The organism is Arcicella lustrica, assembly GCF_034930985.1.
Lineage (GTDB): Bacteria > Bacteroidota > Bacteroidia > Cytophagales > Spirosomataceae > Arcicella > Arcicella lustrica.
In genome coordinates this window covers 39,657-52,996 of sequence record NZ_JAYGIM010000008.1, presented here as the reverse complement: position 1 = coordinate 52,996, position 13,340 = coordinate 39,657, and the positions used below count along the sequence as shown (strand labels likewise).

Genomic DNA, 13,340 nt, shown 5'->3' with positions numbered 1-13,340 from the left:
AACAAAATAATCGATTCATTATTTCAGCTTAATTTCTTGTTTCAAACGTTCGTTTTCTTTGGTCAAACTATCTGCTTTGAAATAAAGATATAATGCTGCTATTAAAAAAACTTTTGATAAAATAAATACTGCAATAAAAGCTGGTCGCCAATATTTATGTACTTTAATGTGCGTATCGTTTACTTCTACTTCTAAATACTTTGCTTGTTCTGCCTGAGTAGTTTGCTGTTTGGATGAATGTTGTTGATATGTCCATTTATCTAATTCAGTTTTTTGGGCATTCAACAAAATAGCATCTCTTACTACTGTTGGTGGAGGAACAGCATTCTTTGTGTAGTAGTTTGCAATATTCATTTCAAGTGCTTGTAATGCTTCCGAAATCTCGCTATCAACCAATATTTTTTGTTCTACTTCTTTTTGTTCTTCTTCTGAAACAAGTCCTAATAAGTAGCTTTCAAGTATTCCACTTTGTATATATTCTTGATTTTTCACAATGTTTTTCAATTAAGATTGGCGAAAAGTTTTAAAGTATTCACTGATGGCTTTATAAACTTTAGCCTTAGGAATATTCAATTTCTCAGCGATGAAATCAACTGTTTTTCCTTGACGAAAAGATAAGTCAAAAATTATTTTTGACTGCTCAATCTCAGAAACTAAGCCGAATTGTTGAATACTTGACAGTCCTACATCAAACTTTTCTTTGTAAAACAATGCTTTTTCTCTTGCTTTTCTGATAATACAAATGGAAACGCTTACTTTACTTTCTACACAAGGATTTGTTGTGAGCGAATCGAACAAATCAACCATTATTTCTTGAGCCATCTGTTTTTGTGGCACTATTTGAAGTATGATACCATAAGCCATTGAACCGTACTGTTCGTATAGCGAAAGCCTGTTGGATGGAACAGATGACGTATTTCCAGAAAGCTGGAGATTTGATGACTCAAATTCACTCATAACAAATCAAATTAATGTACAAACTTCTTAAGAAAATCAATGATAGACTTGAGCTAATGTTGAACTTAAAAAATCAATTGATAAGACAATTCTTTCAATCCAGTTAAAGGCATTAGTAATTGTTTCTTACCATTGCTTTCACGAACGATTACTTTGTTGGCTTCCGTTGCATTTACTTGTACATAATACTGCTGATTATCTACTGCAAAACGGTTATTTCCAATGTTGGTAATTGTAATGCCTTCGGCTAAAAGAGCGTATAGTTTTGAACCTGAACCTGTATCAAAACTTAAACTACGGCTAATTCCTTCATTTTGTGCCATTGGCAATGAAGTATCTTTTACTTTGATTCCTTTGTATTCATACATGAAATCTGGAAAAGCAATTTGCTGGCCAGCAACATCATACTTTTGTAAACGATAGCCTTTGTATTTTAAATCATTTTTGGTTAAAGTATCTGGAAATGCCGCTGATTCACTCGCTAAAAATGCTAAAGGAAATTTATCGTTTGAATTTACCGTTGTACCCATTGGCGATGAGGTTTGAGGTTCGCCACGGTCATGCCACATTTGAGTTGCATCCAAGAATTTCCCTCTCCATAATTGTAAATATCCACCTTGATTTAGGTCGTAAGAGTAACTCAAACCATTTGGTAAACCAACGCTGATGGCATGTGTTTTTTTCTTGTCGCCATAAACTACAAAAGAGCGTTGTAAAACGGGCTCTTGACCAACTTTTACTTCGATAAGTGGCGTTGCTTCTGGTTCTGGTAAAGATGTTCTTTCAGTGATTCCTTGTTTTGGAGTACCGATTCTTTCAACGAAACAGCCTAATGCTTTTGGCCCCCAGCCAAAATCTTTGGCATGAATCAAGGTATAAGTATGCTCACCAGCCGAAAGTTTTTTACTTCCTTGTACACTTTCGCTATACCAATGATCGCCTTTTGTGATGGTATCATTATCAATTAATAATGCTCCAGTTCCCGTCCAATTCGTTGTGAAAATATAATTGTCTGTTTCTGGAATGGTGATTTTTCCTTGAAATTTTAATAAGAAATCAGATTTTGCTTCAGCCAATTTCATGCTTGGTTGTGTAGCTGTACCTGTTTTTACGGGTTTATTCGTTCCAGTTTGAAGGCTCGCATATTTGCCTTGATAATATTCGTAAGTAGTCGGGCTAAAAGTAGCAAGGGATTTATCAAAAACTTCGTATTTGATGTTTTTGAATGCTACTGGACCGTGGTCGCCTTGAATTCTGATTGGACCCGTTGCCGCTTCTTTTGTCGAAATCGCACCACGAGTAACACCAAGTAGCTCAATGTTTTCGTGAATAATAATGCCATTCAATGTTACTTTATTGAAACGTGCATTTGTGAGTTTTTTGCCAGCAGCATCAAAAGTTGGTGCTTTGAAATCAATTTCAAGATGATTCCACAAGCCTGGTGCTTTTACAGCATTTTGGCGAGGTGCATGTCCTTCATAACCTTCGTTGCCAGCTCCACGAGCTTCGTCCCAACGATGATAAATGGCACCGCAATCTCCATCGTTAATTTCTTTTTTCAACCAAGAATCCAAGATTTGTACTTCGTAGCGTCCTTGTAAATACACGCCAGAATTTGAACCTTTCGGAATCATGAAATCAAGTGAAAGCCTGATATCGCCATGTTCAAGCTTGAAAATCAAATCATCATTTGCTTGGTATTTTGCACCTTTGGCAGTACCGTATAAAATGCCTTTGCCTTCTGTACTTGTTAGCGTGGTTGCTTGATAATCTCCTGAAATACCGCCAACAATTGTCCAATTTGTACTTGGATTTTTGAAAGCTCCTAAATCATTGAGTGGGATTTCTGTTTGGGCAAATGCCGAAATTGGAAATAATAGAAATAATAGTTTTTTCATTGATTTGAGAATATTTCAGGGAATTTATAAAAAAAAATTGCTTTGACTATCACGTTTTGGCATTAATTTTCATAAAAATTGTATAACACACTAGAACAGTTGTTTTTTTAGCGGTTTAGGCAATTTTTTAGAAATAAATCCTCTGCTTTTTTCTGCCCTTTGGTCGCTAAATAATTCCAATCGGAACAAGCATTTTTTTCTACTTTCAAGGTAAAGTAAGCGTCAGCTCTTTTGTATAAAGCATCAAAAGCATCATCTTTCATCAAAATACATTTGGTGTATAATTTGATGGCTTTTATATAATTCTTCTTTTCGATTTGCCTATCGCCACGTTCTAGTAAGCTTTGATAGATAGTTGGGTCGAAGTACTTTCCGTCATCATTTTCATCTTGCTTATCATTATAATTGAATTCATAATTAAAAAGTACATCGACTGCTTTGCCGTCAATATCAGCAGGAATCCACAATTTACGAGTTTGTAAAATGGCTTGCTGTAACCGAGTATTATAGCTAGAATCAGAACTTTCTTTGATAGAAATGTCTTTCAAAATCCCTTTTTTGCTAATGACAAAGGCTATTTTAAAGCTACCTTTTTTCTTTTCAGGAAAATTGAAAATGGATTCGATTAAATCATAAGATTGTTCATAGACATCTTCAAAAGTATTAAAAACTAAGCCTTTGAAAGCATCTTCTTTATTGGATTTGAATTTTGGAAAAATATATTTACTGAAAGCGTAAACAGAATCGCCCTTTGCTTGAATTTTCAGATTTGAAGTAATAAATCTTCGAGTAAAATAATCACTTGAACTCTCTTGTGTAGCCAAGTAATGGTAACGTCTTAACTGATAATCGGGAATATTTTCTAGAATTTGTGTGAATACAAATTCATAATTGGTTAGTTTTTCGATATGGTACATTACCATTTTACCAACCAATAAAGTATCACCAAAAATTTCAAAAGGAGTAGTGGCAGCGGCTTTTCCTTGTATGACAACTGCAATATTATTTTTTCTAAAAATGAGCATTGAAGCGGTGATTTCATCAATAGATGGGTCGTCTATTCTACTGCCATCTTTCATATCGATATAGTCTTTCATCCAATTTCCAATGATTTTCTGATCATAATCTTTGCTGGAATCACGCTTAATTTGACTAACTCCTGAAAAGCTAAATAATAAAGACAATATTAGTAGATACAGTATTTTCATAAATGCGTGCTAGTTTAAGTCGTATGTTATTAGAAAAGTTCTAAATTTTCGTAATTTAATAAATAAAGATATTATTTAGAACGAATTCTTAAACCCATTTGAAAGCCCAACCAAAATGTAGAATGGTCGGTAGCAAATAGTGGAGTATAGGTTGGCATTCTGCTGAAAGGCTTACTTTGCCAAGTAGAAACGTTATACCTATCAATAAAAAGAGCTTTCAATGATGGACCAAAAGTAATAGCGGCATTTTTGGCAATTTGTTTTTCGAAGCTCACATCAAATTTCAATAAAGTACCAACATTGGGGTTGAAAGCATCGTATTCAACCATTACGTTGGCTACCAAATCTGTATTGAGCATCCAACCATGATTCATTTCGTAGGCTCTGCCTATTCCATAACCAGCACTGAAAAGCTCACGAGTTCTTAGGAAGTTATAACCAATTGTAAGAATATTATAGAATTTTCTTACGCCAGTTTTAAACGTAACACTTCCTGTTTCGTTTTCATCAACGGTTAATTCAAGGCGTTTGTAGCCATCACTTGAACTGACAAAACTTAACAAACCAAATGGCGTTGATTCTGTGGTTTCACTGATGTTGAGTAAACCGATTTGTTTGCCTTTTTTATCAACATTTTGGGCGAAATTGATAAGACCAACTTGCCAACCATTCGCTCTATTTGCTACAACGTTGATACCACTACTTAGTTGAAGACCTCTTCCAAGATTGCCAGTAATGTTCAGTAAGGAACTCACCTGCAAACCTCTTAATTCACCGCCAATGATATTGCCTAAACCTGCCATTTGTACACCTTCAACATCGTGATGAACACCATTTAATAAACCTCCAATTTCTAGCTTACGTACTCCACCAGAGTATCCCATTAAAATATTTACAGAAAAATCGTTGATGATACTTCCTGAAAGTAGTTTATTGGTGCCTAGAAAAGGTAAAAGAGATACTTGAAGTTTTTGATTAAGGGTATCGTTGATATTAAATGCGTTGATTCGTTGGCTTCGTCTTACAAAAAACTTACTAACTTCATTTTTAAACTTTTCCCAATCGGTTCTGTATGCCAGCGAATCAGTCGAAACGAAAACAGGATGAAAACTTTCGTCGCCAGCGGCATCTACAAATGGAGGTCTGTTATCTTTAAAAACTGGAATCGGTTCAATATACTGATGCCTCCTTTTGAAAGCCTCCATTTGTTCTATAGAATTGTCTTCAAAAGGTGTTTCATAAACGATTTCCTTTTTTTCTGCTATCAGTTCAATGTTGAGATAATCGTTCTGAGCATTTTTAACCCAAACTACTTGACGTTCATAACCTGGTTTTGAAATGCTTAAACGAATAGGGAATTTCTTGGTAGAAAGTTTTATTTTGTAAAATCCATATTGGTTAGAAATCGCAGATGCTAAACTGTTTTTCTCATAAATACTGGCATCGGGCAATTTTATGCCTTCTTCAGGCGCAACAATATATCCACTTAATATGAAATGTAAGTTTTGATTTTCTGTAAGATTTTTCTGAAGAATAATGTATTGTCCACGTACTTTGTAGCTGATTGAAGTACCAAAAATTTGTTTTAGCACATCACGAACGGGACGGTTCGTAACAGCCAAATCAATTCGTCTGTCGCCATCAATTAAATTAGAATTATAGGAAAAATTAAAACCACCTTCGTCGGCAATTACATCCAACACTTCGGTAATTCTATCATTATTGAACCTAACACTAATATTTCGCTCTAAAATAGGGATTTGTCCTAAAGAAGAGTGAGTAACTAACAGTAAAAAACAAATTATAAAAGCAATGTATTTCAAATAATAAGCTATCATAGTAGAACGACGTTCAGGTCGTTGTTCAATCTCATTCTACTGACAGCCTTCGCCATTAAGCAGGATTGAATCTCCTTGTTTGGTAATTTTCAGATTGAAGGTTTCAGAAATTATGGTGAGAATATTATCTAAGCTTTCCTGCTTGAAGGTGGCAGTCAGTTTACAGTTTTTAAACTTATCTTGTTCGAGAACGATATTTTTTCCAAAATTATCAGAAAGCAATTGTGATACTTCTTCTAAACTAGCATCTTGAAAAGTAAACGTTTTTGTTTTATAAGAAAGTATGTTTTCGTCGATATTCGTTGATTTTACAATCGTTTCTTGTCCTTTGGTGATTTCCGCTTTTTCGCCTTTTACCAAAATTACTTGTTGAGTATTTTTCGAGAATTGTACTTTTCCCGTACTCACAGCCACTTGTACTTGGGCATCATAAGCTTTTACATTGAAAGAAGTACCCAATACTTTAATATCAGAGCCATTGGCATGAATGATAAAAGGATGCGTTTTATCATGATGTACTTCAAAAAATGCTTCGCCTGTAAGGTTTACTTCTCTGAAATCTCCATCAAACTTTTCTGGAAAACTAATTGAAGAATTTTTATTTAAAAATACTTTCGTGCCATCTGCCAAGACTTTTTCCGTCGGAATATTACCAGTCTGGAAACTCAAAAGTTCAGCTTGAGATTGAAGATTCTTATTCAGAAAAAATGCTCCGCCTACAAGAATAGTTAGTACAGCAGCAATTTTGAGGAAATTCTTAAAGATAAGGTTATTACTAATTGATTTCTTCGCTTCAAAAGTACTATCCTCGCCACCATTTGTTTTTGGCAAATCTTTGATAATATTGACGGAATCAACTTGATGAACATTTTGGGCTTTTGAACCAATACCAAGTTTTTTCCAAGCGGCATCAACATCTACTTGTTGTTGAGTACGAAGTAAGCTTGATTTTTCCCAAATAAGATTGGTTTGTTCGAAGGTTTTCTGATTTTCATCCGACAACGCAATCCACTCGCTTACTGCTTCGGCTTCCTGATTGTCAGCTTCTTCAGCAAGGTATTTTGCTAATAAATCGTCTATGTTTTCTTCGTTAATCATCTTCAACCCAAAGGCTTTATCAGGATATTAATATTTAGTTCTGGTTAATCAAAAACAGCATTATTTAGTTGAAAATCGCCATAAAAACTAATAAAGGCAAATAATCGGCTAATTCTGTTCGCATAATTTTCAAGGCTTTTCCAATCTGATTTTCTACTGTTTTGATAGAAAGTCCTAATTGATTGGCAATTTCTTGGTACTTCAGTTCTTCAAATCTACTCATTTTAAAAATAAGTCGGCATTGTTCAGGTAGCTTTTCTAGTGCTTCGGCAATGCGTATTTCTAGCTCATTTTTATCAAGTAAATCGGTGGCAGAATCAAAAGTGTTTTCTATAAAATCACCAACATGTTGGCGATATACTTCTTGTACTTTTAGGTGTTTTATACGATTTAAACAGGTATTATGAACGGCACGATATAGATAAGATTTTAAGGAAACTGTAATTTCTATTTCTTGGCGTTGTTCCCAAAACTTCAAGAAAACGCTTTGCACTATTTCTTCGGCATCATCCATGTCTTTCAGGATATTGCAAGAATAGTTACACAAAGCCTGATAGTGCTTTCGAAATACTGTTTCGAAAACACGCTCATTTCCTTGTCGAATGGCCAATAAAATATCAGAATCAGAGAGTTGCAAAATTGATAGAGGTTATTTTTTCCGTAGAGTTACTCCCGCAAAATTACAAACTTCCTTGGTATTTTTCAGTGATGACAACCAAATTTGGTTTAACCCCTATTGATTAAATGATGATTGGTCGAATTATACTTTAAAATGCAATAAATATTCAATGACTTATTTTGAAACTCTATTTTCCATTAGCGTTCTTTGTGGAAATTTATCTTTTATCTCGTAAAAACATGAATAGATTTTTCTTACAGGCTGGTGCTTTACTTGCAGGACTTTCCGTGGCTTTGGGTGCTTTTGGCGCTCATGCTTTCAAAGTTGCTTTAGAAGCTGCCAACCGAACAGATACTTTTGAAACAGCAGCTCGTTACCAAATGTACGGAGCTTTAGCTTTGATTTTTGTAGGCATTTTATCAGAGAAAATCTCTCATAAATTTTTGAATTGGGCTGGTTATTTATTGCTAATTGGAACGATTATTTTTGCCGGGTCATTATATTTGATTTGTGCGACTGGCGTAACGATGTGGGGTGCTGTTGCTCCAATTGGTGGAACGGCTTTGATAGCGGGGTGGATTTTTTTCTTTTTAGGTGTAGCTAAGAAGTAGATAAACTAAAAAAGCTATATGCTTTCCTTGTGTGAGGAAGTATATAGCTTTTTTAGTTTATCTCATTTGGAGATTATTGCATTCTAACTTGTTCTAAACTTGCCCAAACGATTTCTCCCATCGTTTTGCATTTCAGGAATTCATCAGAATTATAATATTTTGCGAGTTCTACTTTGAGTTGCTCTGTATTTTCAGGGGTTGAAATATCATCTTTTGCCATAATTGCCATCAATTCATAGACTCTTTGGCTTTCTACTTTCAATCGTTTTGAAATCAGTGAGCGTTCTTCAATTTGATACTGCTTTACCGATTCTGGCGTCATGTGGCGCATGCCCATTTCAATCAAAGGATTATTCTGTTTGAAGTACTGAGGCATATAAACGGTACGTTTGCCTTCGTAGCTTTGTTGGTCGAAGTCAATAGCCCTGATTCTAAAATATACTTCTTCAAAATCTGGAGTGATTTCCACAACGAAATTAGAAGAGTGCATATCTCCTAATAATAAAACTAAACATCTTTCATTGAATTTTACAAACTCTTTTGCCAAACGAATTTCATTAATATCAGGATTACTCAGGTAGTTTTTAAAAAATTGATCGCCCGGAATACCAGCGATATGCTCTTCAACTAATGAGTTTTCATAAGTAAGATAACTGATTCTATTGGGTGAAAGTAAATGTTCTAATTCCATTCCATACACTCTCGAACAATCGGCTCTTTTAATATAAAAATAATCGAAATTATCATTTACTCGGTTGACAATCCGAATCCGAAAGGGTTGAGTATTGCCATAAGTACACAAATCAATTCTATCAACAGTTAAATGTTTGATTACTTTTTCGTCACCTTCAGTTTTTAAATCGGCGTAGATTTTTTTGAGTCCTTCATAAACATGTTCAATTTCGGAATGAGGGAAAAAAACGGTAATCCATAAAGTGTCATTCCCAAATTTATCATACAAACTGATTGAGCTTTCGAAGCGAAGTAAATCGTTATATTGAATTGGCATTTTAATCTCCCGACCATATTTTGTTAAATATTTTCTGAGCTGAAGATTAATCTTGAAAGGAACTTTCTTTTTGGATATTAATGCCATAGTTAAATAAGAGCGAAAAGTTTACCATCTTGAAAGTACTTGAGTACGATGGGCGTCAATTTTCAAGAAAATAAATAATAAAATTGAAAATGACCAAAGTGATGAACCTCCATAACTAAAGAAAGGCAGTGGAATTCCGATAACTGGCATTAAGCCAATCGTCATGCCGATGTTTACCATAAAGTGAAAAAACAAAATGGAGACGACGCCATAGCCATAGACTCGGGCAAACCTGGATTTCTGTTGGTCAGCCAAATAAGCTACTCTCAATAAAAGTCCAAGAAATAAACCTACAACCAATAAACTTCCAAGAAAACCTTCTTCTTCACCCACTGTACAGAAAATAAAATCGGTACTTTGTTCAGGGACGAAATCAAATTTTGTTTGAGTTCCTTGTAAATATCCTTTGCCTAAAAGTCCACCAGAACCAATAGCAATTTTTGCCTGACGCACATTATAGCCTGTTTTTTTTCGGTCAAAATCTGGGTCAACCAATACTTTAATACGGTTTCGTTGATGTTGTTGAAGTACATTATTAATGGCCCAGTCAACCCCTGTAACGAATAACCCCATTACAAAAGCGATTCCTAAAATGGTGATGATATTTTTTGTTTTTCGTTCATAACGAGGCATAATTAAGATAACAATTCCTGCCAAAACAGCTAAACCAATATAAATTTCCCACTCTTCATAAATCAGCGAAAGTACAAATAAAATAATAGTAGAAAGGAAAACGGCTGGGTAAACGCCCGGAAGCCCTTCACGATACAAGAGTATCATAAATGATGCAAAAACCAATGCTACGCCCGTTTCATGAGATGCCAAAATAAGAATTGGTGGAACTAATATAATTAACGCTACCGTAAATTGGTCTTTGAAGCGAGCCAAGTTCACCATTGGAGTACTTACATATTTTGCCAAAGCCAAAGCAGTCGCCATTTTGGCAAATTCGGCAGGCTGTAGTTGAAACCCACCAATTCTGAACCACGAATGAGAACCTTTTACTTCTGTTCCAACCAGTAAAACGACGACCAACATGAATGTGAAAAAGCCATAAATGATGAACGCAAAAGTATCATAAAAGCGGTAGTCAATTACTAAAATAGCGATGATGAGCAGTATTGTTGTGCCAATCCAAATTAATTGTCTGCCTGCATTGGTTTCAAAAAAGCCGGGGTCGCCAATCCAAAGAGGATTTTCAGGATTATAAATGGCTGCATAGATATTAAACCAGCCCACAGTTACGCAAACGATAAAAAGTAAGACTGTAATCCAGTCCAGATTTTTAGATATTTTTTCTTGCCTTGCCAAGTTGAGTTCGATAAATTAGGTTATTCTCAGTTGTTTTGAATAACGAGTAATTAGAATTTTTAAAAATAGAAACGTTTTTCAACTACGTTACTTCTTTTTTACTGATGGTTTTGAATTGATTGCTTTTTTGGGGCTCATTGGTATTTTTACTTCATTCTTTTTTGGTGAACCGCCGATAGGTAAAGTAATGGTGGTAGGTGTGGTTAAGAATAGCTCTTCATCTACTTTCTGAGCAGTATCTGGCTTCATTTGTGTTTTTGGTTTTGAAGCCAATTCGTTTCTAACTGTCAGCAAGTTTGGATAGCTTTTATTCATCCATTTAGTTTCAATGGCTTTTCTGTCAACATGTCCTTTTATGTATTTTTCAATACATAAAGAAGCAATTGGTGCAGCATGCGCACCTCCAGAACCTGCATTTTCTACAAAAACAGCAATGGCAATTTTAGGATTATCTTTTGGCGCAAATGCAATAAAAATAGAGTGGTTTTCTCCATGACGGTTTTGTGAAGTACCTGTTTTTCCACACATTTGAATATCACTCATTCGTCCATCGCCAGAAACCGTTCCGTTGTTTACTGCTAAAACCATTCCATCAATAACAGTATTAAAATGACGGCGGTCGATTCCGACAGATATTTTCTCTTTATACTTCGGGTCGATTGCTCCGAAAGTGTTAATGCCTTTTACTAAATGTGGACGAATGTACCAGCCTCTGTTGGCAATGATTGCTGCAACGTTTGCCATTTTTAAGGGATTTACGATGATTTCTCCTTCGCCGATACTGTTACTGGCAATGTTAGAGAATTTCCAAGTAAGTTCGCCTTTGTACATTTTATTATAATACTCTACATTGGGTAATTTCCCTTTCTTTTCATTTGGTAAATCAATATCTAATGATTGACCTATTCCAAATTTTGCCACCATGTCATCCCATTTCTGTAAACCCAATGCAGATTTTTTGAAGATATTCTTTTCAGAATTATTATAAATCATGCGTTTATAAGTCTGATAAAAATAGGGGTTACAAGAGTATTGAATAGCTTTTTGCACATCACTCGCTACTGGATGACCGTGACTACAACGAATTGGAGAACCAGCATGACCAAAACCAGTATTTGGCGTAATTACACCCATTTGTAAAGCTACCAATGCTTGAATGATTTTGAACGTAGAACCCGGACGATAATAAGCACTCGGCGGACGGTTCAATAAAGGATGAAGAGGATTTAAGTTTAAAGTTTGAAAATACTTGGAAAAAGTACGTCCAGATAATTGGCTTGGGTCGTAAGTTGGTGCAGAAACCATTGCCAATACTTCGCCAGTACTTGGTTCAATCGCTACAACACTTCCTACTTTATGTTGCATTAAACTATCGGCATAAGCTTGTAAATTAATATCAACCGAACTCAAAAGATTTTTACCAGCCACAGGGTTTTTATCAAAAGCACCACCTTTAAAAGCACCTTTTTCAACACCACGGCTGTTCACCATCATGTACTTGATTCCTCTTTCACCACGCAGGTCTTCTTCATAAAATCGCTCAAGACCAGTTACTCCGATATAATCGCCTTGACGATAATATTCATCACCTTCTTCTTCTAATTTTTCTAAGCGTTCAGGGCTGATTTCGCCAACATATCCCAATGCATTTGCCATTGCTTTTGAATCATAAGTACGGACAGCGCTTAATTGAAATTCAAAGCCGGGATAATCGACCATAGCATCTTGTACTTTGGCAAAATCTTCACGAGAAAGCTGTCTCAGAAAAAGAGAAGGACGAACGGGCGAATATATTCTTGCTAAATGAGTAAGACTATCAAAAGATTGGCGAGTAATCCCAAAAATTTGACAGAAACGAAGTGTATCAGCAACTCTTGCTTTTTTAGGAGTAATGTATAAATCGTAAACAACCGTGTTGCTCACGATTAGTTTTTTGTTTCTATCATAAACCAAACCTCTGAAAGGTACTTGCATAATCTTTCTGATGGCATTGTTTTCAGCGTCTAGCTTGTAAGTTTCATCAACGACTTGCAGGAAAAATAGCCTACAGATGTAGATAAATGCAATAAGGATAAAGAAACCTTGGATAAATCGTTTTCTTAGTTCGTCCACGAGTAATAAAAATTTTATAAATAAGCCACGAGGCTGATGAATGTCTGTATTTTAAATAAACGAGTAATAAGCTTTGAGCTTTGTTTTTGGTAAAAACGCTATTCAAAAAATTAATTATTTTAAACAGCATGTTTTAATAATTTTTTAATCTTTGAAGCAAATTTTCAAGAAAATCATACCAATTCTTCTTGAAAAAACGCTTACTACAAAATTTGTTATTTTTAAGGAAAATATCAACGAAAACGCCAAATGAGTTGTAATATTCTGATAAATTATTCTTTTGGTAACCCTTTGATAAAAAGGTACATTCCTGCAAAAATAAAAAACAGCGAACAGCCCACCGTAAACCAAGGAGTTTTCATCATCATTTTTTCATCAAGCCATCTTCCCAAAAATACTCCTCCTGCTATAGTCACCAACATTTGCGTGCCAGCACCCATATAACGCATATATTTATTGTTATTATTTTGCGAGTCGTCTTTCATGATTTTGAATATATTTAAAATCGAATAAATAGAGAAAAGCTTATGATTCAACCCAAAACTGAATTTATGAGGCTTTTTGATTGAATAAATTAAAAAATTAGCTTTAA

The 13,340-nt window shown here is 34.9% G+C and carries 12 protein-coding genes; 1 reads left to right on the top strand and 11 read right to left on the bottom strand.

The features are described 5' to 3' along the window. Nucleotides 1–18: 18 nt before the first annotated feature. The 7 genes from VB798_RS11090 to VB798_RS11060 form a co-directional block, all read right to left on the bottom strand. Complete coding sequence (locus VB798_RS11090; RefSeq protein WP_323258542.1) at nt 19–492, bottom strand: hypothetical protein; 474 nt, start codon at nt 490–492, stop codon at nt 19–21. A gap of 12 nt (nt 493–504) precedes the next feature. After that, on the bottom strand, nt 505–957 hold the full coding sequence (locus VB798_RS11085) for a hypothetical protein (protein ID WP_323258541.1): 453 nt from the start codon (nt 955–957) through the stop codon (nt 505–507). A gap of 65 nt (nt 958–1,022) precedes the next feature. Then, entirely contained in the window at nt 1,023–2,855 is a 1,833-nt protein-coding gene (locus VB798_RS11080) for a 3-keto-disaccharide hydrolase (protein ID WP_323258540.1), read from the bottom strand. Nucleotides 2,856–2,962: 107 nt separating this feature from the next. Next, the gene (locus VB798_RS11075; protein WP_323258539.1) at nt 2,963–4,063 is read right to left on the bottom strand and encodes an energy transducer TonB; all 1,101 of its coding nucleotides are present in this window, start codon (nt 4,061–4,063) and stop codon (nt 2,963–2,965) included. A gap of 71 nt (nt 4,064–4,134) precedes the next feature. Next, nucleotides 4,135–5,901: an STN and carboxypeptidase regulatory-like domain-containing protein gene (locus VB798_RS11070; RefSeq protein ID WP_323258538.1), complete on the bottom strand. Its 1,767-nt coding sequence runs from the start codon at nt 5,899–5,901 to the stop codon at nt 4,135–4,137. 36 nt (nt 5,902–5,937) lie between these two features. After that, the gene (locus VB798_RS11065; protein ID WP_323258537.1) at nt 5,938–6,999 is read right to left on the bottom strand and encodes a FecR family protein; all 1,062 of its coding nucleotides are present in this window, start codon (nt 6,997–6,999) and stop codon (nt 5,938–5,940) included. Nucleotides 7,000–7,063: 64 nt separating this feature from the next. Then, complete coding sequence (locus tag VB798_RS11060) at nt 7,064–7,636, bottom strand: RNA polymerase sigma-70 factor (RefSeq protein ID WP_323258536.1); 573 nt, start codon at nt 7,634–7,636, stop codon at nt 7,064–7,066. A 221-nt stretch (nt 7,637–7,857) separates the two neighbouring features. Between VB798_RS11060 and VB798_RS11055 the strand changes: the two genes are divergently transcribed. Then, nucleotides 7,858–8,229 carry a DUF423 domain-containing protein gene (locus tag VB798_RS11055; RefSeq protein WP_323258535.1) on the top strand — a complete coding sequence of 124 codons (372 nt, stop codon included), beginning with the start codon at nt 7,858–7,860 and terminating at the stop codon, nt 8,227–8,229. Nucleotides 8,230–8,302: 73 nt separating this feature from the next. On the opposite strand, the gene VB798_RS11050 is transcribed toward VB798_RS11055, so the two are convergent. The 4 genes from VB798_RS11050 to VB798_RS11035 form a co-directional block, all read right to left on the bottom strand. After that, complete coding sequence (locus VB798_RS11050; RefSeq protein ID WP_323258534.1) at nt 8,303–9,325, bottom strand: hypothetical protein; 1,023 nt, start codon at nt 9,323–9,325, stop codon at nt 8,303–8,305. Nucleotides 9,326–9,346: 21 nt separating this feature from the next. Then, nucleotides 9,347–10,636, bottom strand: coding sequence for a rod shape-determining protein RodA (gene rodA / locus VB798_RS11045; protein ID WP_323258533.1), 1,290 nt, complete (start codon nt 10,634–10,636; stop codon nt 9,347–9,349). An 87-nt stretch (nt 10,637–10,723) separates the two neighbouring features. Further along, nucleotides 10,724–12,748, bottom strand: coding sequence for a penicillin-binding protein 2 (gene mrdA / locus VB798_RS11040; protein ID WP_323258532.1), 2,025 nt, complete (start codon nt 12,746–12,748; stop codon nt 10,724–10,726). Between the two features lie 272 nt (nt 12,749–13,020). After that, on the bottom strand, nt 13,021–13,233 hold the full coding sequence (locus tag VB798_RS11035; protein WP_323258531.1) for an AtpZ/AtpI family protein: 213 nt from the start codon (nt 13,231–13,233) through the stop codon (nt 13,021–13,023). Nucleotides 13,234–13,340 lie beyond the last annotated feature (107 nt).

Bases quoted from the DNA above. Each gene is read 5' to 3' on its own strand.
- VB798_RS11085 (WP_323258541.1), bottom strand. From the start codon at position 957: ATGAGTGAATTTGAGTCATCAAATCTCCAGCTTTCTGGAAATACGTCA.
- VB798_RS11080 (WP_323258540.1), bottom strand. From the start codon at position 2,855: ATGAAAAAACTATTATTTCTATTATTTCCAATTTCGGCATTTGCCCAA.
- VB798_RS11075 (WP_323258539.1), bottom strand. From the start codon at position 4,063: ATGAAAATACTGTATCTACTAATATTGTCTTTATTATTTAGCTTTTCA.
- VB798_RS11070 (WP_323258538.1), bottom strand. From the start codon at position 5,901: ATGATAGCTTATTATTTGAAATACATTGCTTTTATAATTTGTTTTTTA.
- VB798_RS11065 (WP_323258537.1), bottom strand. From the start codon at position 6,999: ATGATTAACGAAGAAAACATAGACGATTTATTAGCAAAATACCTTGCT.
- VB798_RS11055 (WP_323258535.1), top strand. From the start codon at position 7,858: ATGAATAGATTTTTCTTACAGGCTGGTGCTTTACTTGCAGGACTTTCC.
- VB798_RS11050 (WP_323258534.1), bottom strand. From the start codon at position 9,325: ATGGCATTAATATCCAAAAAGAAAGTTCCTTTCAAGATTAATCTTCAG.
- VB798_RS11035 (WP_323258531.1), bottom strand. From the start codon at position 13,233: ATGAAAGACGACTCGCAAAATAATAACAATAAATATATGCGTTATATG.